The 21,595-nt window shown below is 42.9% G+C and carries 13 protein-coding genes; 3 read left to right on the top strand and 10 right to left on the bottom strand.

The features are described 5' to 3' along the window. Positions 1-184 precede the first annotated feature (184 nt). From VB073_RS11140 to VB073_RS11130, 3 genes are all read left to right on the top strand, one after another. Positions 185-1,747, top strand: coding sequence for a M81 family metallopeptidase (locus tag VB073_RS11140; protein ID WP_323404240.1), 1,563 nt, complete (start codon positions 185-187; stop codon positions 1,745-1,747). A 77-nt stretch (positions 1,748-1,824) separates the two neighbouring features. Beyond that, positions 1,825-2,481, top strand: coding sequence for an endonuclease III (gene nth, locus VB073_RS11135; RefSeq protein ID WP_323404239.1), 657 nt, complete (start codon positions 1,825-1,827; stop codon positions 2,479-2,481). Beyond that, positions 2,478-3,155: an outer membrane beta-barrel protein gene (locus VB073_RS11130; RefSeq protein WP_323404238.1), complete on the top strand. Its 678-nt coding sequence runs from the start codon at positions 2,478-2,480 to the stop codon at positions 3,153-3,155. Before nth ends, VB073_RS11130 begins: the two co-directional genes overlap by 4 nt. 93 nt (positions 3,156-3,248) lie before the next feature. Here the strand turns inward: VB073_RS11130 and VB073_RS11125 are convergent, their stop codons facing one another. The 10 genes from VB073_RS11125 to VB073_RS11080 form a co-directional block, all read right to left on the bottom strand. After that, positions 3,249-4,400 carry an aldose epimerase family protein gene (locus tag VB073_RS11125; RefSeq protein WP_323404237.1) on the bottom strand — a complete coding sequence of 384 codons (1,152 nt, stop codon included), beginning with the start codon at positions 4,398-4,400 and terminating at the stop codon, positions 3,249-3,251. A gap of 91 nt (positions 4,401-4,491) precedes the next feature. After that, positions 4,492-6,570, bottom strand: coding sequence for a hypothetical protein (locus tag VB073_RS11120; protein ID WP_323404236.1), 2,079 nt, complete (start codon positions 6,568-6,570; stop codon positions 4,492-4,494). 18 nt (positions 6,571-6,588) lie between these two features. Further along, on the bottom strand, positions 6,589-7,590 hold the full coding sequence (locus VB073_RS11115) for a family 43 glycosylhydrolase (protein WP_323404286.1): 1,002 nt from the start codon (positions 7,588-7,590) through the stop codon (positions 6,589-6,591). Between the two features lie 3 nt (positions 7,591-7,593). After that, positions 7,594-8,733: a sialidase family protein gene (locus VB073_RS11110; protein WP_323404235.1), complete on the bottom strand. Its 1,140-nt coding sequence runs from the start codon at positions 8,731-8,733 to the stop codon at positions 7,594-7,596. Then, positions 8,712-10,523: a glycoside hydrolase family 2 protein gene (locus VB073_RS11105; protein WP_323404234.1), complete on the bottom strand. Its 1,812-nt coding sequence runs from the start codon at positions 10,521-10,523 to the stop codon at positions 8,712-8,714. The genes VB073_RS11110 and VB073_RS11105 overlap by 22 nt, the downstream gene beginning before the upstream one ends. A 143-nt stretch (positions 10,524-10,666) precedes the next feature. Then, a complete protein-coding gene (locus VB073_RS11100; protein WP_323404233.1) occupies positions 10,667-14,692 on the bottom strand; it encodes a two-component regulator propeller domain-containing protein in 4,026 nt (1,341 codons plus the stop codon). A gap of 172 nt (positions 14,693-14,864) precedes the next feature. After that, positions 14,865-16,937, bottom strand: coding sequence for a beta-L-arabinofuranosidase domain-containing protein (locus tag VB073_RS11095; RefSeq protein ID WP_323404232.1), 2,073 nt, complete (start codon positions 16,935-16,937; stop codon positions 14,865-14,867). 19 nt (positions 16,938-16,956) lie between these two features. Next, positions 16,957-17,949 (bottom strand): glycosyl hydrolase, encoded by a 993-nt coding sequence (locus tag VB073_RS11090; protein ID WP_323404231.1) that lies wholly within the window; start codon positions 17,947-17,949, stop codon positions 16,957-16,959. Position 17,950: 1 nt separating this feature from the next. After that, on the bottom strand, positions 17,951-20,491 hold the full coding sequence (locus VB073_RS11085; protein ID WP_323404230.1) for a glutaminase family protein: 2,541 nt from the start codon (positions 20,489-20,491) through the stop codon (positions 17,951-17,953). A gap of 73 nt (positions 20,492-20,564) precedes the next feature. Next, positions 20,565-21,590: a DUF4973 domain-containing protein gene (locus VB073_RS11080; RefSeq protein WP_323404229.1), complete on the bottom strand. Its 1,026-nt coding sequence runs from the start codon at positions 21,588-21,590 to the stop codon at positions 20,565-20,567. Positions 21,591-21,595 lie beyond the last annotated feature (5 nt).

Genomic DNA, 21,595 nt, shown 5'->3' with positions numbered 1-21,595 from the left:
TTTCCGAAAACGATAAAAGATTTTTATCGATTTTGCTCAATATATTTTCATATTGCCAAATAAGACTATATGTCATCCTTCTTTATAAACTTCTTTCTTTGCAGAACAGTGAGATAATGATATTTTTTGTATTTTTGTCTTAATGATATGTTCCATACACCAGACAAGAAAAATAAAAAATCGTATGAAAAAGATTCTTTTCATTATATCTCTTCTTCTTTTGCTTTTTGCAATAAGTTGCAATGTGAGCAGTACAAAAAAAGAGTTACCTAGGATAGCCATTGCTGGCATTGCCATTGAGTCGAGTACCTTTTCTCCGGCAGTAACGCACGAAGAGGCTTTCAGAGCACGCACCGGTGAAGATATTTTCTCCTATTATCCCTTTATGTCTCCCGACTCCGGAATCATAGACCGGGCCGTATGGCTTCCTACCCTACGTGGTCACGCCATGCCGGGAGGTATTGTCACCCGTGAAGCGTACGAATCGTTGGTGACAAAAACATTGGATATGTTGAAAGAGACATTGCCCTTGGATGCAGTATTTTTCGATATCCATGGAGCGATGAGCGTACAGGGACTGGATGATCCCGAGGGTGATTTTCTGATGCGTATTCGTGATGTAGTGGGTACTGATGTATTAATTTCCACATCAATGGATCCACATGGAAGTGTAACACATCGCCTGGCACAGAATACCGACCTGATAACCTGCTATCGCCTCTCTCCCCACGAGGATGCCATCGAGACAAAGAAAAGAGCTGTCACCAACCTGCTTGACAGATTGGAAAACGGAAAAGGAAAACCGGCCTATAAAGCATGGATCCGTGTACCCATCCTACTGCCGGGCGAACAAACGAGCACCCGTATCGAACCGGGAAAAACCCTTACCGGACAGATACCCGGCCTACTCAATGGAGACAAGGTGTTGGATGCTTCTGTCTGGCTCTCCTATCCCTGGGCAGATGCACCACGCAACGGTGGAGTTGTAATGGCATACGGAGACGACAAAGAAGCTGTAGGTAAAGTAGCCGAAAAACTGGCGAACTATTTCTGGAGTGTAAGGAAAGAGTTTGACTTTGTAGCACCCACCACTTATCTGAATGATGCTTTGGCGCAAGCGATCGCAAGTGATAAAAAACCATTCATCATCAGCGATATGGGAGATAATCCCACTGCAGGTGGTGCCGGAGATGTCACATGGACATTGCATGAACTCTTTAAGCGCCCCGAATTCCGTACTCCCGGAGGCAAAACATTGATCTATGCTTCCATCCCCGGTGCGGATCTTGTAAAACAAGCTATCGAAGCAGGTGTCGGTGAACAGGTAGACGGCTTTGCCGGTGCAGAAGTTGATAACCGCTATGCCCCTCCTATCCGTCTGAAAGGTGAGGTAACCGCTATCAAAGAGAATGATACCAATTCAGAAATCGTAGTCAAAAGCGGCAATATCTATACCATTGTAACGGAAAAGAGAAACGCTTATCACTACGAAAAGAACTTCACTGATCTGGGATTGAATCCAAGGGAAGCAGATATCCTGGTGGTGAAAATGGGATACCTGGTACCCGAGTTATATGATATGCGTGCCGACTGGGTTATGGCACTCACTCCAGGTGGTGTGGACCAAGACCTGGTGAGATTACCCTACGAGCGGGTTCAACGTCCTATCTATCCACTCGATCCCGACATGGCTGATCCTGATCTGAGTGCAGTTTTCATTCCATCGTCAGATGAAATAAAACGATAAAACGGTATCTGTCCGATATTTAAAGAAGTCGCAGAAGCAGTTTAAAAATGATATTGCAGTATTAATCGAGTGAAACAATGACCAAGAAAGAGCGCTATAAAAAAGTAATCGACTGGTTTATCGAAAATTCGGAATCAGCAGAGACAGAGTTACATTATCAGAACGACTATCAATTATTGGTAGCGGTAATCCTATCCGCACAATGTACCGATAAGCGGGTGAATATGGTTACACCCGCCCTGTTTGAAGTATATCCCACCCCGGAAGTGATGGCTGTATCAACACCAGAAGCAGTCTTCGAATATATCAAGTCCTGTTCCTACCCTAATAACAAAGCAAAGAATCTGGTAGGGATGGCAAAAAAGCTACTTTCCGATTTTGGAGGTATAGTCCCTAACGATATCGACTCTTTACTCACAATCCCGGGTGTTGGTCGCAAGACTGCCAATGTGATGCTTGCCGTGGCGTTCGATAAACCCGCTATGCCTGTGGATACACATGTCTTCAGGGTAGCAAACCGTATAGGGTTAACCCACAACTCTAAAACACCGCTTGAAACGGAAAGAGAGCTTGTAAAATACATTCCGTCAGAATTACTTTCTAAAGCACACCACTGGCTCATCCTGCATGGACGGTATATCTGTGTGGCACGGAAACCCAAATGTGAGATATGTGGACTCCGGCCATGGTGCAGGTATTACGAGAAAAACATTCAAAAAAAAATTTTATCATGAGAAAAAAAATTAGCACGGTTTCCGTCGTTTTATTCCTGTTGCTGTCAGGACATAGTTTGTATGCACAAAAAAAATTATCTGTAGGAATACAGGGCGGATTAGGAGGTGCTACCGCATATCATAGCTACAAGGGTGAAGATGAAAATATCTCTGATCTGGAGTTGGGAATCCCCAAAATATATCCAGTGTTTTCACACATGTATAATCTTTATTTATTTTATAGGATAAATGAAGATTTCGGTATCGCCTTTGAGCCGGGAATGATTCGAAAAGGATATGGATATAAAAATATTACAGAAGATAGAGACGTAGTTTTTAGCAGAAAACGAATGGATTACATGCAACTCCCCTTATTGGCAGAGTTCCATGTAGAGGAATCGATTGTACTTACTGTAGGTCCGGAATTTGGTTACCTGTGGAACGCCAAATTGAGCACGAGTGTTAATTCAGGTCCAAACGGAATAACGGAATTACCCAAAAGGAATCGATTCGACTTCGGGATACAGATTGGAGGATATTACACATTGAAGAAATACCTTGATGTGGGAATTAAAGTAGGCAGTTCTTTAACAAAAGCTGATAAATTTTATTTGATAAACGATTATGGAGAAGTGGTATCGGACGTATCCAAAAGATACGTGTATGTCAATTCTTTTATCAGAGTAAAGTTATAACTCTTTTCGTTTTTAGGCAAAGAATCCTCATTTCATTAAAAAATCGGGCTATGATCAAATCACAGCCCGATTTTTCATCTTATTTATAAACTATTACTGTTTTACAGTAAACTTATAGATACAACGGCTGGAATATTTCTCACCCGGTTTGAGATAGGAAGATGGCCAGTCCGGTTTGTTGGGAGAGTCAGGATATTTCTGTGTTTCCAGACAGATCGCATTACGTTTGCCATAAACTGCTCCATACTTACCAGTCACGGTACCGTCAAGGAAATTCCCTGCATATACCTGTACCCCCGGTTCAATGGTATACACTTCCAATTGAATACCGGTAGCCGGTGAATATACTGTAGCAGCCACCTGAGAAATATCACCCTTGGTATTGAGAACCCAGTTGTGATCATATCCACCACCGTTCATCAACGGAGCAAAGTCGCTGTCGATACGATCCCCTATGGCAGTTGGCGTCCTGAAATCCATCGGCGTACCTTCCACCTTATCGATTTTCCCTGTAGTCATAAATGTATTATCTATCGGGGTGTATTCGTCCGCATTGATCATCAGCAGATGGTTGAGGATGGTGTTGTTTGCATCGCCGGAGAGATTGAAATAAGAGTGATTGGTGAGGTTGACAACTGTCTCCTTATCAGTTTCAGCTTCATATTGCAGGTCGATAGCATTATCGTTGGTCAATGTCATTGTCACCTTTACCTTCAGATTACCGGGGAATCCGGCTTCTCCGTCTACCGAGAGGTAGCTAAGTACAACCGACTGTTCATTCGGCTGGGTAGCATCAAAAACTTTCGTATCGAAGCCTTCCGGTCCACCATGCAAAGTATGTCCGAAATTGTTTCGTGGCAGTTCATATTCCACTCCCTCTACAGTAATTTTTCCGTGTGCAATACGGTTACCATAGCGTCCTATGGTAGCTCCAAAATTGTTATTAACATTGACATAGTCATCAATATTATCAAAGCCGAGCACCACATCCTTCATGTTACCCTCTTTGTCGGGTACCATCACAGATACAATTCGTCCACCATAATTGGTTACGGTCACTTCCACGCCATTCGCATTTTTCAGCACATAAAGATCCACCGGTTTACCGTTAATCTCTTTCTGAAAATTACTTTTCTTTAATCCTGAGAGTGTTGTTTCCTCTACAGGAGCCTCTTTTTGCTTGTTGGCACATCCGGCCATGGCGATAATTGCCAACAGCAGGACCAATCGATTAAGTCTCTTCATTTTTTTTCTTTTTGGGTTTATATTTAATCTATTCCTTTCGGTGATTATCATCTTTTTACAAAATTACATGAATTTCTCCACATAAAATAACCTACTTCGATAAAAATTTCTCTGTCCTCCCGGGAGAAAGCAATTCCCATAACGAGGCAACAGTCCATCCGGGAGCAAAGATATCGTTATAAAATCCTTTTCCATTTCTGCCGTAATCCCAATTGGTATGCTGTACTACTTCGGGATAATATCCCGTTTTCGCTATGCCGCACATATGATTTTCAAAGGGTAGCAACTGGCGCATCGATGAAGAGATGACTGTCACAAAATCACTAAAGCGAGATTCATCATATCTTTTTGACAACCAATTTAATACAGATCCAAATTCAAAGATAAAAACATCAATATGATTATTCTCCACCGAAACATTACCCCATCCTCTGGTTTTCAAACCGATATCGCCTATCATCTGTCCCTGTGCAAAAGGAACATCCCACATATAATACCATGAAAGAGCAAAATACGAAGCCTTGAGACATAAATCTGAATAATGTTGCTGTTCCTTGCCTTTTGAAATCAACGAGAGGTAGTACATCGCCGTGGCAGCATAGAGAGAGGCTTCCTTATCTTCACAATTAGCGTCCAGGGTAGACGAGAAATAGTCGGCTTTTGAAATAATTTCATTCTCCAGATAATCGGCTGTTCTTTTAGCGGCATTCAGGTATTTCTTGTCGTTAAAATACTTATAAGCCATTATCAACGGCACTGTTACCGAAGGGGTACTACCACCGCTTCCATCCTCAACCTTAAGATCATCATTAAATTTACGGGGAAAGCTTCCGTCCTCATTTTGTAAAAGTAAAATTTTATCCAATAGAGTCTTCATCTTCGCTTCCCACTCCGGATGTTTTCTGCCGTTATCCTTTTCGTATTGAAGAAAATGGAACATGGCATACAATCCTTCTGATTGACGACGAATACTATGGGTAAGTATATTGGTTTTTAACCTGTTATCATCGAAATTCACAAATTCACGGAAAAGCTCGTTGGGTGTAAATCCATGATTAAGATAACTGGCGAAGACTGAATAACTGTTCGATACCAATTCTGAACGATTATGCTGTTGTCCGTACTCCAACGCGTTGAAAGCATTCAGTAGCACTCTTCCTACAAACCCTATTTCTGCACGTCCAAGACTCTGACAAGTAGCGACTACCATTCCTTCTCCCGAATTGAATTTCAGGGGATGATCGGTCACAAAACTCTGGGTGAAGAAACCGGTAAGCGTTTCTTTCACGAAGTCATCGCTAAATGTAGTCTCTACAGGTTTGGGACGCCAGATATCATAACTGTATTCCCATAATTGACGAATAAGACCTGAGAAATCGGCAACTTTTCCCGACTGGACATACCAGCTTAATGTAATTGATTTTCCTTTTTCAAGAAATTGGAAGGCTTCCACCTGCGGTGCCAGCGTAAGTTTGCGTATATAGGTTTTCGGCGTTTCATAGTAAGGAAAACCGAAGGAGATATTAGCGTTGTTGTTCACATTCTCAAATCCGGTGTAACCAATCGACGTTTTACCGGAAAGGATTACTTCTCCTTCTTTGTGGGTGGTGAGTGCTTCATGCTTAAAATCGTCCTTACGCATAACTGAAAAATACTCCCCTGTCTTTTCATTAAAAACTGCAGTCATCGGTACACTTAACCGGTCTTCACGCACCGTCCAGCTATCGGATGTATGAAAAGAAGGGGCTTCTTTGGGTGAACGCAGATTGCGCCGATACCAAAAACCGGGCATATAAAACTGACAATCGTCATGGGAATAAGTGGTATTGATCTGCTGCTTGAAATTGAAGTAGATATCTTCTTTGGCCGTAATAACAACCTCTACCAGATAATCGACTGGAGTAACGGACGATACAGATTGATTTTCTATTTTCGCCGTGACTAAATGTGTACCCACCGTCCGTGTAATGACCACCGGCATATCCTTATCCGCTTTTAATTGAGTGGCCTTCTCTTCTTCCAACTCCCACAACGGATAGTTTACCGCGTCGTTTCCCGGTATTTTGATTGCTATTGTGCTTTTAAAATTGCCTTCAGCTATCTGGGCTATGATTTGTTGCACAGCCAACACACAGAAGAAAGCGATACAAAGTAAAGTGTTTTTTTGCATATGATTAGTTTATTATAATTAAAACCTTGGTGTCTTGGCTTCCAGGGAGGGACTTCCTCCTTCAATATAAGGCCATCCTTTTTCCCACTTCACCTGATCCATCACCAATACACGTCCCTTAGGATTATCCACCGACACGGCATGGTAGAAGATCCAATCCTGTCCCTTTTTGTCCTGCACAATCTCGGAATTGTGGCCGGTTCCTACAAATTTATCATTTTTATGTATCACCACCTCATGATAGTTCTCCATCATCGATCGTCCCTGCTTATCAAGATAAGGTCCAAAGAGTTTATCGGAGCGTCCTACCACTGTGGTATAGGTACTTCTCAACCCCTCGCAACAGGATCCTATAGAGGCAAACATATAATAATAACCTTTCCGTTTATGGATATAGACACCTTCATAGGCTGTGCCGGCAACCTGCCGTTTTTCAACACCCGGTTTGAGGGAGAGGCCATCGTCTGAGAGTTCAATGGCATAGATACCCCGAAAGCTTCCCCAGAACAGGTATTTCTTTCCTCCTTCTTCAATATAAAAGGGATCAATGGAGTTTTTAACATTTATTTCGTTACTTCGGAAAAGTTTTCCATGATCTGTAAAAGGTCCTTCGGGTCTGTCGGAAGTAGCTACCCCTATTCCGCATGTCCATTCCCCACCCCATACCGACATGGAATAGTACAACACATACTTCCCGTCGATGTAATTGATATCAGGCGCCCATAATCCTCCTTTAGGTTCGAAGGATGGGCGGGTTTCACGGGTAAATGCCGTCCCTGTCAGTTCCCAGTTGACCAAATCCTCAGAACGGTGAATGGGCATATTTCTGATATCCTCGGTAGCATATAGGTAAAAGTAGCCATCTTTTGCTCTTATAATAGTGGGATCCGGCAGACTATAATTAACAACGGGGTTATGGTAGTATTCTCCATTATTTACAGATTTGTCTATTCCCGTAGCATTGCTTTTGCAGGAAGAGAACAGAATGAGCAGGAGTAGCAGTCGAACTAATTGAATCATCATTTATATTTTTATAATTTTTCCTTTAATCATCCATATACCGATCTTGTCAGAATTAAAATTGGTGGAGGATAAGGCAGCCACAGTATTATTTCCTAAATCGCAAAGGGAATTCCATTTAGCCTCTTTCGACAAAGGTACATCAAATGGTTGAGAAGCATTCCTGAAATCAGAAGGAATATCACTCACCACAACCTCCATGGTGGATAATTCCCAATCGGAGGTTCTGTTTTCGGTTGTCTGGTACGACAGCACGAAGAGGCCTTTATCGGTAAGTATCTGGTAAGGCGCACCTGCGTAGATCTCATCATCTGGTGGATTTTTCAGCGCCGGATAACGACAAGGTGAATCTTCCAGGACCGGTTCTTTCCAGGCTTGTTGAACTGAACTCTTCACCAGATAAGGTTTAAATTGCTTTGACAGGTTATCTTCAATGGCCACATATATATGACTGCCATCATACACCGCTACCGGCATTCCATCTCTTTTGTTTTTCCGGAAACTGACAGTAGTATGTTCCCTCGACCAGGAAACGCCATTATCAACGGAGTAAATCACAGAGATCTCCTGTTCATCGGAATTGCGGTAAGGAAATTCATTAGCGAAATAGAGATGTAATGTATCATTGGGTAATATCAGAAAAGAAGGCTCCCAACAACCATCCCTGAAGTAGGTACCAGCCTGGTAAAGGATCGTTGGTTCACTCCATGTTACGCCATAATCAGTACTCTTTTTCGAGGCGATAGAAAAAGGGTAAATTCCTTCGGTACGAGGCCGCAGATTAGTGGAGAGAAGAATATCTCCGTTGTCGAGTTGTACTATTTCAGGATTAGCAATATTTACTTTTGTCTGTTCACCGGTTTTTTCATCGGTATAATCAAATTTTTCGTATGCCAGCACCGGATCTCTCCAGGTAGTACCTTCATCGAAACTTCGCTTCACCAGCACATCACCCCTCCGGTTCTCATATGCAACAATAAGAGAGTTATCATCCAACCTCCGCATACGAGGGTAAGCACCCTCATCTGCAATGCAGATGAGGGTGCCGTTCTCCCATTCAATAGAATAGTTTTTCTTACTCTGACAAGAGAGGAGAGTTAAGAATAGAAAAGGAAATAGGATTATTTGTTCAATATATTGCATATTTCCTGGTTCACCTTTCTCACTCTAGCCTCATCAACTTTCACCTGTTTCCTGTCGTATGTCATTAAGCCGTTTACTTCAACTTCCACGTCGGTAGTTTGGGTATAAACAGCTGCAGAGAATCCTTGACGGATCAGTTGTTTTAATTCTTCTGCATATTTAACATACTCATCAGTCACTTCTTTAGCACTGTTGAACTGTACATAACCCCAGTTCCGATCAGGAACCCAGAGATGTTCTTTGATAGCCCATCCAATTCCACCATATTCACCCAAAACAGTTGCCCGTTGAGCATCATAGAGATAGAGTTTTGGAGAAGGATATTGGTGTAAATCAAGTATATCACCTACCTGGTAATGGTTACCACCACTGGCGGGGTTCACTAAGCGGGAAGGATCATACGCCTTGGTCCATTCAGTAATTTCAACAGTTTTGAATTGGCCCCATGCTTCGTTGAAAGGTACCCAGGCCCCAACTGACGGATAGGAATAGAGATAATCGATGATTTCTTTCCATTCCCTACGGTAATTGGCTTCCGATTCGGCAGAACGTATTCTTTCCACTCCGTCGAAATAACGATGCATCTGCCATTCGGGACCTCTGTCTCCATTAGGCATATCCTGCCATACAATCATTCCATGACGATCGCAATGAGTATACCAGCGTGCAGGTTCTACCTTCACGTGCTTACGGATCATATTGAATCCAAGTTCTTTGGTTTTGATCACATCATATTCCAATGCTTCGTCGGTCGGTGCGGTATAAAGTCCGTCAGGCCACCATCCCTGATCGAGAGGTCCAAACTGGAAGAGATCCTTGTTGTTCAGTTGCAGGCGTACAATTCCCTTATCATCACGTTGGGTGGAATATTTACGCATAGCAGTATAGCTATTCACTTTATCTAATTGCTTGTTACCATCCCAAAGGGTTATCTCAAGATCATAAAGATTGGGACTGTCGGGCGACCAGAGTTTTACGTTCTCCGGCATAGTAATCTCTATCAGTTGGTTATTGATAGCCGATCCGGTAGCCACCACACTGGATCCATCTTTCACCTTCACTTCTACTTTAGAAGCAGCACAACAAACATTGGCTATGGTTTGTACTGTCAGTATATTCTTGTCAATATTGGGTGTAACCTTCACATTTTCAATATATTTTTCACCTACCGGTTCCAACCATACTGTTTGCCAGATTCCGGTCACGGGTGTGTACCAGATTCCTTCGGGTTTGTTCACCTGTTTACCACGCGGCTGATACCCCTGATCTGTAGGATCCCACACTTTCACTACCAAGGTATTGTTACCACTTACCAGTGCCGGAGTAATATCAAAAGAGAAAGGAGTATATCCACCCACATGTTGGCCTACTTTGACACCATTTACCCATACATCTGCTTTCCAGTCCACTGCACCAAAATGGAGAAGGATCTTATTATTTTTCCATTTAGCAGGCACAGTAAACTGACGTTGATACCATAATTCATTGTTGGTACCTACACTCTTTTGTACTCCCGAAAGACTCGATTCAATGGCAAAAGGCACCAAAATCTGACCATCAAAACTGGCCGGTTTTTGTTTTCCGACGGGTTGGATAGCATATTCCCATAACCCGTTCAGATTTTGCCATTCGCTACGTTCCATAATAGGCCGAGGATACTCGGGCAATACATTGTTCACATCAATTTCAGTTGCCCATTTGGTTTTAATCTTATCTCCGGCAGGCTGCCACTGGGCAAACAGAGAGCCGGTCGCCAAAAGAAAGAAGAATACAATTAGATTTGTTTTCATACGTTGTTTTTAATTGTTTAAAGGATTTATAGAGTTATAAATAAAAAGTTTCAAATTTACTCTTTTTTTACAGGGGATACAAAAATAGTCAACTCTTACCTGATAATACTGAAAATATTGGATCAAAAAGTATCATTTTCATCTCATTCCACATTTTGCACAAAATCTTTCGGCAATACGCCAAACTGTTGCTGAAAACATTTAGAAAAATAAGAAGGTGAATTGAAACCGACCATATAGCAGATCTCATTCACTTTATAGCTTTTCTCTCTGAGTAGTTGTGCAGCCTTCTTCAAACGTTCCACCCGGATATACTCGTTAGGTGTTAAATTCAGGAAGCCTTTTATTTTGCGATAGAAGCTGGCACGGCTCATATTAAACTGCTCCGCTATATCTTCAACAATAAAGTCGGAATTCTCCAAATTCTCATGAACAATGGTATGTAGTTTTCTGAGAAACTCTTCATCTGATTTATTCTGTACAATATTACCGGCACCAATAAAGGGATTTCCCAAAAAGCTCTCGCGCAGTTTTTCCCGACTCTCCAGTAAATTCGCGATCTGGACCATTAGTACCTCCAACGAAAACGGTTTATCGATATAAGCATCGGCCCCCATTTCAAATCCCTGTACTTTGGATTCTACATTCACTTTCGCAGTCAGCAGTATAATCGGGATATGACTGAATTCTATATCAGATTTAACCCGTTCGGTGAATTCCAACCCATCCATCTCAGGCATCATCACATCACTTACGATAAGATTCACTGTGGTTTGTTGAAGTACCTCCAGCGCCTGTACACCATTTTGTGCCGTTACCACATTATAGTGAGGTGACAGGAACTTTTCCTCAAAATTTAATAACTCCGGATCATCATCCACCAGCAGAAGTGTGGTAGAAGAAGTAGTTTTCACTGTCTTTTCTTTCTTCTTCTCTTCTCCTTTCTCCTCCTCTCCATTCAGTTCCACTAACTCCTCTCCGGGTTCACCTGCGGGCAAGGTGAGATGAAAACGGATATCCTCACCCACATCCCCTGTCTCCAATACCAGATCACCTTTATGCAATTCTGCCAATGACTTGGAGAGGGCTAAGCCGATACCGGTACCGGCTACTTTATGATCTTTCTGTCTATCGAGTTGTACAAACGGTTTAAAGATATCCTCCCTATGTTTCTCCGGAATAGCTTCTCCATCATTTATCGTGACAAAATGAAACAGTGAATTCTTCTCACCGGTCTCCGTGTAAGCCTGCACTTTGACATGGTTATCACAATATTTGACTGCGTTGGTAAGCAGATTACTGATAATCTTGAGGAATGCCTCTTTATCTACCTTGATAAGAATGTCTTTTTCGGGCAGATTAAGTTCAAAGTGTATTTGACGCTGTTTGGCCAAAGGCGTAAAACTGGTGAAAGTCTCACGGATTAAATCAGAAATATTCAACGCATTCAGGTTCAAAGAATAAGCATCCGATTCTGTCTTCCGAAAATCAAGCAACTGATTGGTCAGGTTAAGCAACCTTTCGGTATTCTTGCTCATGATCTGCAGATTCTCCCTTACATCGTCGGATACTTCGCCGGTCATGATCACATGGCTCAAAGGGGCTTTGATCAACGACAACGGTGTACGTATCTCATGTGCTACATGGGTAAAGAAATCAATCTTCGAGCGGTATAGCTCACGTTCTTTCTGTTGCTCAAAATCCTTCATTCTCTCCTGTTCCCGTAAACGGTTACGCAGATAGAAAAAGCGTGCAAAGAAGAATATCACCGTCACCAACAACAGGAAATAGAGAAAGTAAGCCCAACTGTTCAGCCAGAAAGGAGGTTTAATATATATCGAGAGTTCTTTTATGCTCTCGACCGGCTCTCCCTCTTCTCCGGCAAACCCCATGAGAAGTTCATAATTACCCGGTTTCAGGTTTGAATAGACAATGGTTTGTTGATCTGCCGCCTGTAACCATGTTTTATCGAGACCCTCCAGTTTATAGAAGACCCGGTCGGTGTGAGAACCTGAATAATTTAACACAGCATACCGCAGGCTCAGGGAGTTCTGACGATGAGGTAATGTTAACTTTTCCGTATATAAGATGCTCTGTTTTAAAGGAGATCCGTTATCGGAAGGAGTTATCGCCACATTATTGATGAAGAGATCAGTAAGCAGAATAGGAGACACCAACTGAGGTTCTTTAAAATTTGCAGGATTAAACCTGACAAAACCATCAAGCGATCCAAAATAGATATCCCCGTTGGATGTCTTGTAACTTGATTGATAATTAAATTGATTGGTTTTTAGACCATTAGCTACTTGATATTTTTTAAAAGTCTCTCTCTTCGGATCAAATTTAACAAGTCCCAAATTGGTAGACAACCAGAGATTTCCATCATCGTCATCCACAATCTGGTACACTACGTCATTCGATAAGCCATTCAAACTATTAAAAGCAGTAAATGTCTCAGATTCCCTGTCGAAAAGACAGAATCCTCCCCCCTGTGATGTGATCCACAACCTGCTTTGACGGTCTTCAAACACACTGGTTACTTTATTAAAAGGAAGACTCCGCTCATCAGAGGCATTATACCGAAAAACTTTCCAGTCGTTTTTAGCTGGGTCAAATCTGAAGAGGCCATTTATAAATGTACAGACCCATATAAAACCTTTACTATCTTCAAAAATACTCAATATAGAGCTCCCTTTCAGTTCTTCTATTTGTCTGAACTGATCTTTCGACTTATCATAGATATCTAATCCGGCCAACGTACCTATCCATAATAATCCCTGCTTGTCTTTACATAACGCAAAGGGGCTATTCTGACTGATCGTAGCTGGAATATCAGATTGCGTATAAGTTATCAAATCCTCTGTCTTTGTATTGTATCTGACCAATCCTTTTGAATAAGAACCAATCCAAAGGAAATCACCATCACTCAACAAAGCATGTACATTGGTATATAACGATTTTAGCGGTGGAGGTATTAACTCAAAGATACCAGTCTCAGGATCGAACAGATTAAGTCCTCCATCTTCGGTACCAATCCATATCTTATCCTTGGGAGCACTGCAAAATTCCCTGACCCGACGGCCCTTCATACCGTTACTGTTGGCAATAGGATAAAACAGATCGAAACTGCTGTACCGGTTCGCATAATAATTGACACCTCCGAAGTAGGTTCCGACCCATATACCATCATCCCGGTCCTTGTAAATAGAATAGATCGCATTATCGGAAATTGAATAGGGAATTGAAGGATTATTTCTTAAATTTACCACCTCTCCGGTTTCAGTATTATAGATATAAACCCCTGTCTCCGTACCGATCCAGAGGGTACTCTGATCAACTCTCTTTATACAACGGACAAAGATAGGTTCTCCATTGGCATCTTCACTCAACAACACACTGTGGGTCTTATTCACGGTATTAATACTGATCACACCTTTCTGCGAAGTAGCTACCAGCAGATTATTATAGCGGTCAGACACCACATTATGCACCTCACCTACATGGTATAAAAGCTCTTCATCATCCACCAGATTAAACGGTACCACCTCCCCTGTTTTCTTATCGATATGCAGAAACAGGGAGGAATAGGGGAAGACCCAAACACCTCTATTCATATCGGCACACAAACTGACAATTTTTATTCCATCTTCAACCACGGGTATCGCATAAAAAGTGAGCAGATCGTGAGAGAAACTATAATGATAGATTCCCTTACCTTCCACCGACATCCAGATATCGCCATCCTGGTCAGCAATCATCTCCGTAACCACGCCTTCCACCGAATCATTCTCTACAGTTGTCTTGTTGAAACGGGAGAATTTTTCCCGTAGCATATCATAGATATAAACCCCCTCTTCTGTGGCGACCCAGATATTTTCATTTTCATCCTGTAATATACGATGAAATACATTATCTCTCAGATCACTTTCGGGAGAAAATTTAAACACCTTAAAAGATGTACCATCGAACCTGTTCAAGCCGTCTTTGGTGCCAAACCACATAAATCCCCGGTTATCCTGAAAAATAGAACGTACCGTATTTTGGGATAAGCCGTTGTTGCTGTTATAATGCGTAAAAGAATAGTCGGGTGAACCGTACAAACGTTCACAAGCCAGCAAGAGCATTCCTTGCAATAAAACAAAAAGAGTAAGAAATTTTAATATTCTCATTTTCAGAAATCAGATAGTCTTCATTCTTGCATCAACGGAGAAGCCATCGAGTGAACCCCACAATAATTCGAGGGCTAAAGATAATAAAAAAAAGAAAAGAGCCTCTCTTAAACCGGTTATTTTAAACACTATTAACCAGTTAAGAGGCTCTTTTGGAAGCTTAATCAAAATGCTATTCAGCGACACCTATATGAAACACAGGAAATGCGGATATCCTCAAACGGGCAGCACCCATCGGGATCAGCGTAATATCCTCAGTCTTCTCTTCATAAGTTCGATTCTCTTTGATAGGTAATTCACCGGTCAATCCATACTGATCAATTTTCCACTGGATCAGTTTTTTTCCGCGGGCTTTGATCTCGATAGGAGCACTCTCCACGGTGAAAGGAAAATTATCGGAAGGCCATGACGTTCTTACCACTTCAAAATTCTCTTTCAGTGGCAACGAATCATCCATCACTAAGGCATAGTTCCAGTCGCTTTCGGGATAAATCTCATAGCTCGGCCATTTCGAAGGATCGGCATTCTTTTGCCATTTAGAATCCCCTATTGCAGTTTCAATACTACCTACTTCCTTGTATTTTTCCTTGATTTTCAGCGAGAAGGTCAACGGACCGTAATGTATGCTCCGGCTATCCTGATTGACATACCATACCGATTGAAACAGTTCCATCGGTACGTTAAAAGTAACCTCATCACCGTTTCTCCATTCCCTTTCAATCCGCACATATTTACCGTTTACCAACTCCTCACCGATCTTCTTTCCGTTGATAGAGATAGAGGCATTATGTGTCCATGAAGGAATCCGGAGGTAGAGAGGAAATGTCACTTTTCCGGAAGTTTTAATCCTGAAACGAATAGATTCCTCGAAGGGATAATTGGTCTCTTCAGTAACCTCTACTGTTTTACCATTGGCTACTTTCACCGTTGCCTGGCATGCACTGTAAATAGCGGCAGCGATACCATTATCGGGAGTAGCCATGATCAGATGCTCAATGAAGTAGGGCCATCCCTGTCCGTGATTATGTTGGCAACAGCGGCTGCTGAAAGGGTTCATCGCCAGAAAGGGGCCACGGTTATCAATCCCCGGATGATGATTTTTTGAGTCGCTGATGGTATGATTGGGTGATGTAATATACCTCAACGATTTGAAGTCGGGCATCACCGCTGCCGGATAGGAGTTAAAAGCAACCTCTTCACAATGCTCTGCCCAGAAAGGATCTCCGGTCATCTGTAATAAGATTTCATTGGATGCCATCTGTTCCACAAAACCGCAGGTCTCTGTTCCCTGCCTCGGGTCAATATATCCCATCCGTGCATTCTCATCGGCACCGAACATACCGCCCGGCACCTGGCCGAAAGTATTTCTGATCAGGTGATGAACATTATAGGTAGCCATCAGATCGGTAGAGTCTTTGGAAAGCATATAATAGGTAGCCGGCTCCCTGAAACTCTGCGCGATATTTACATTGTGCCAGTTGGGCAATGAGGAACGTTGTCTCCAGTTAGCAGTATTCCGATCTGTTTTTTCGGCCAGTTCCAGCAGGAACTTATCCCCGGTAATATTATACAACCAAAATATACTTAAGAGGTTATCACCTCCACGGCTGTTTTCCCAATAATCTTTCAGGAACAAATCCTCGGGTAACGCCAATTGCCAACGGTAGTAGTCGGTCATCAGGTCGATCACCCGCTTATCACCCGAATATTCGTAATAGGATTGAAGACACCAGATCATAATCATATTACCCCACAGGTCGGGTTTTCCGTTCCTTTCGATATAGGGGCCGAAATAACCATCCTCACGGCGGTTGTTAAAGACAGCTTCGAGCCACACCTTCACTTCGTTGATCATTTCCTTGTCATCCAGGATATAGGCCATATTGCCATATCCTTTCAACCAATAGGGCACCTCTTCCCAACCGTAATCGGTACCGGTGCCCAACCATGCATTATTCTCCTTGTCGAGCCAGGCGCTTATCTCACCCAGACGGCCGTTGAGCCCCTCTTTTTGCAATTCAAGAAAGCGTAATAGCCAACCATGAGGTTTTACATCACCCACTGGCAGTTTGATAAAATGACGGGGCAAGAGCGGTTCCCTGTTCTGTATATAGTTGGTATTCGCAGATTGGGTATTCGGCCTGTCGACAATAGTGATTTTTGTTTTATCGGCCGAAAATGCAGAATATGAAACTAATAGGAACAAACAGACTAAAAAACTGTTTCCAACTTTGAAATTTCGCATATCCTATTCAATTAATAACCTATTTATTAGGTAAATATATATTAAAGGGTTTATCCCTGTCTTTTACAACAAGTTCATTATTGATCACATCGAGTTCAGCAACCTGTATGGAGGAGCGACGGAGTTCATAGGGTATATTTCCGTTTTCATCATGAAAATCTTTGGTGTGAAACCTGCGGCCAGGGTGTGTGAAGTAAAAGATATAAGCCTTATCATCCACCACTACTACGTCTCCATGGGAACCACTGGGATAATCATCTTTCCGGTTACTGGGCGTATCCAGGATCCGTCCTGGTTGTTTTGTCCATTGCTGCAAATCATCCGACTTGTAGACTGCCATACCTCGCCATTCGTCAGTTACAAACCAATAGGAATCTTTAAACCGGAAAGCTTTGGCGCCTTCATGAGGCTCATCACTTACAGCCGGAGTGGCATCTCCTTCCCATCTGAAAAGATCCTTGCTATCGGCAAAGAGTGATTTGTTGTCCCATTTGTACCACATGCGCCAAACGCCATCGGCCTTCCGGATCAGGGTCGCATCGATCACATCCTCTTTCGGCAGTTTCACGGGGCCTTCACACTTCCAGTCCCACAAATTCCCGCTGGTATAATGCATCATGGTCGCTTTGCCACTCCAATGATTAGCCACGCCCCTGATATAAGCGACAAACAGGTGGTATACGCTGTTATGCAATACGATATCGGGCGCCCAAAAAGTATTCTTCCCCCTTTCAAATTCCAGATCAAGCGTACCTCTGTACCTCCATGTCTTGCCATTATCCTCTGAATAGGCAATGGCAATTTCATTACCATAACAATAGGCCACATCGGCAGTTTCTAGGTTTGCCCGACGCTGGGTATACAACATCCACCAGGCATTTTCAAAGGGGTTATACACCAGGCAGGGGTCGGCCGCTCCATCGGTCATAGGATCCCGATAGAGCGGTGCCGGCACCTGTGCCACTGCATGTAGGCTGATAAGCGCTACAAAGGAAAGAATGAATAACCTCATTCTATTTGTTCTTCTCCAATAGTTTTTCTTCCAGCATCTTCATAAAATATCCACCCACTACGGAGCGCGCCTTGAAATTCATCCTTTCCGCGGATACCGTATCATGCCAGTCGCTGATAGGTACACGAGAAGAAGTCTCATTGGCATATTTATAGAGAGGATCGATCAATGCTTCAAAATCGCTTCGCTCACCGGTGAGGGTAGCTGTCCAGACGATCCAGTCCGATTTGGTATAGGTGGCACGGTTATCCAACGGAAGGCCATATGTATTCTGTCTGGTGAAGTAATAATCCATCTCCTTGCGTGCGATTTGGGGATCGAACAAGTTAAAGCCCAATAATCTGTCCCATACCATATTATATTTCTGGCTCCAGGTATTGGCCTTGTCGAAGGTGAGCTTATAATGATCACCGTCGCGTGCCATCTTTTCCCATTCTACAGCCATTCCGGCAGCAATACTCATATATTTCTCCGCCACGTCGGATTTCCCTAACATCCCGGCCAGCTTGGCATAGGAAGCGATACCCATAATCGCTTTGATGGAGAGGTTTGCATTGTGTGCGAAATGTCCTGCGAAATCGTCGGTACAAAGCTGATTATCGGGATCCAATCCCTCTTCCACCAGGTAATCGGTCCAGACAGTCAATACATCCCAATGTTTGGCAGCGTAATCGGCATTGCCTTCCATCTGGGCGATGGCAGCTGCCAGGATCAGCATATTACCCGATTCTTCGATCGGCATATCACCACCGTAAGTTTGTCCGTTGGCAAGGGGATAAGTACCCACATCATGTGCAGCAAAGGGTTTAGTCCATTTACCGCTTTCGCTGTAATAGAAGATATGGTTCATCAGCCCTTTAGCCAAATCGGTGTTATAGATCAGGAATAAGGGAGAAGAGGGATAGGTGATATCCACCGTACCGATGGAACCGTTACTGTTATTCTCTTTCGAGAAGAAAAGGAGTGTTCCGTTCTCATCTTTCACCAGTTTATGGGCCGCGATAGCCTGGCGGTATGCCAATGAGGTGAGTTCAGCATATTTCTTGCCACCTGCTTTTTCGGCATCGGCCATCATGGTACGGTTAAAGTCGTCGCAACGCTGCATAATCGAGGCATAGTCGGTTTCCGCACTTTTGAATGCCTGAAAGATACCCACTTTTCCGTCGTTGGTCCAGTAACCTTTCAGGTTTTGCTTGAAATATTGGATGGAGTAGATATCATCGTATCCCAGCATCAGGAAGCCAGCTTTCTTTTCAGCAGCCACTGCTCCCAGATCACGGCTGTAGGCAAGAATAGTCATCTCTTTGGTCATGTTCGGCGAAAGCGTCTCCGGTAATTTCTCAGAGATACGGCCATCTTTCTGGAATGCTTCCTTGGTATCCCAATAGTTACCGAAGTTAAGGGCAGCACCATCGTTGCCTGTACCGGTCAGATAAAAATATCCCCAGTCGATACGAACGGCATCACCACTCTTTTGCAACATCGGCTGTTCGACGGTACCGGTTTTGAGGAATACTCTACCCTCTTTTTCGATCTTCTCGAAATCGACTGCCTGGCTGTCATCATGCACAGCCCACTGTGGGGTTGCTTCGAAATAAACCTGCACATCGTGCGATGCACCATCTTTCGATTTCACCTGATAAGTGATATAACTTACAGGGCGAGAGATTAGGGTCAGGTCGTCTAATAACAGCGGGGTGGTAAAGATTACATCCAGTTCCACCGGTCCGCAATCGAAAGTATAAACGGTTTGCGTAGGCAATACGCTTACCGATTTCTGTTGTGCAGTGCGACTGAAAGAAACCTTTTTTTCTTCTTTTTCATACAGTCCGAAATCCATATATCCACCACCTGTTCTGTTATGACAATGGGCAGTAATGATATTTTCCCCTTTCTTCAGGGTCGCTTTTACTTCATCTGAAAGTTCTTGTAGCACGTTGTATTTCCATGAATATCCGGTTCCGACAACCTGGATACCATTGATATATAATTCAAAAATATCATCGTGCGAATAGTTGAGATAGATGGTTTTGGTACTCAAATCCTCCTCCAGGTTGAATGCCCGTCTCACCCAGATATCTTTTGTTTGCCAGAGAGTGGAAAGGTGAGGCTCGTTGGGTGTACCGAAAGCTGATTTTCCGGTCTGCCAGCTTGCATCATTGAAAGCAAGATTCTTCCATGTATCGCCTACCGGTTGATCAAAAGTATATTTACCTTCCCATTTTTCCTCACGGACAGTATTCAGCACAGGTTTCAACGGCAGTTCCTCTCTTCCCATGAACCGGTATACTTCGCCGTCGACCCTCAAGGCTCCCAGCAACGGGAACTCCTTGTCGGTCCAATGGCGTGGCTGATCTTCATACAATTGATTGGTATAAGACCATGCATTAAAATAGGGATCGACCGTCACCAGCGGATAGGCTGGAGCCCGAAGCTCTGTTTTCAGATCGGTAGGAATTATCGTAATTGTCGCACTGTTCTGCTGACAAGCAGACAAAACAAAAGTGGAAAAAAAGAGAACTGCTAAGAAAAATTTGTTCATACGTTTTTGAAATTAAAAAATATAAAAAAACATAGGAGATCCCCTTTTGACAGAGATCTCCCATGTAACACTTTTACCATTCAATTGCCTGATCCTCGTCCGGAACTTGCGTATTGAAAGTACGTACAAGGGTCAAAGAACCTCTAACGATATAATTAATCTCTGATCCCGGTACAGATGTATAGTCCGTATATTCGTAATCGATATTGTTGATAATCACGTAACGACGTTTCAAATAAGGACGAATAGCATCCATCTCTTCGATAATACGATAGGAAGCTTCCTTATTGTTCTTAAACTCCATAGACGGATTTTCAGCCGAAAAGTTGACAACACCTCCGGTCTCTGCACCATTAAACTCTGCAAACACCTTGTAATTGGCACGGTCGGTACGGTCCTCATCAATATTACCGGCATAAAAGAATACCGTATTGTCGTCGACTACATATCCGGTAACCGTATTGGCTACAATAGAGCCACTTCCTTCGTCACCCTTCACAAAATTCAACAATGCAGTTCCCGAATAATTCCCTGAAAAATCATTAAAGGGATATATTCTCAGAATGGCTTTGTCATAATTTTTACGCGGGTGAGGCTTATAATCGGCAGAAGGATCATTCACCACCGTTAGGGGTAATACCCATTTTTTGGACATATCAATCCCCCGAAAGTCGAATTTGAGGTTCAGCAGCGTCACATCCTCTCCCGCCTTGAAATCTATTGTCCCGGGAAAATCCACAAACCCCAACTCCTTTTTGCCCATGTCATCATAAAACAGGTCAGTACGATGCTGGTAACGGGCGATATTCAAAGTTTGCAATGTATCGGGATCGTGCGCCACTTTCACTGTAAAATTCTGTTGGTTGGTGGTAGATCCGCTCACAATCATCGGGATTTGATAGTTTGATATACCTTCGGCTGAAGCACCATCTGCGCCCTTACGGCTGAATGGCACATATATCTCAGTCACCCCTTTATTATTCAATGGAGACCGGAAACCTATGTAATGGTCATACTGTTCCTCTTTCCATTCATCGTTACATGAAGTCCCCAGCAACACTACTGCCATAAGGACTATTAAAGTATATATCTTTTGCATATATT

Origin of the sequence: Proteiniphilum sp. (assembly GCF_034927365.1) — a bacterium.
Lineage (GTDB): Bacteria > Bacteroidota > Bacteroidia > Bacteroidales > Dysgonomonadaceae > Proteiniphilum.
This window is presented reverse-complemented; position numbering and strand designations above follow the sequence as displayed.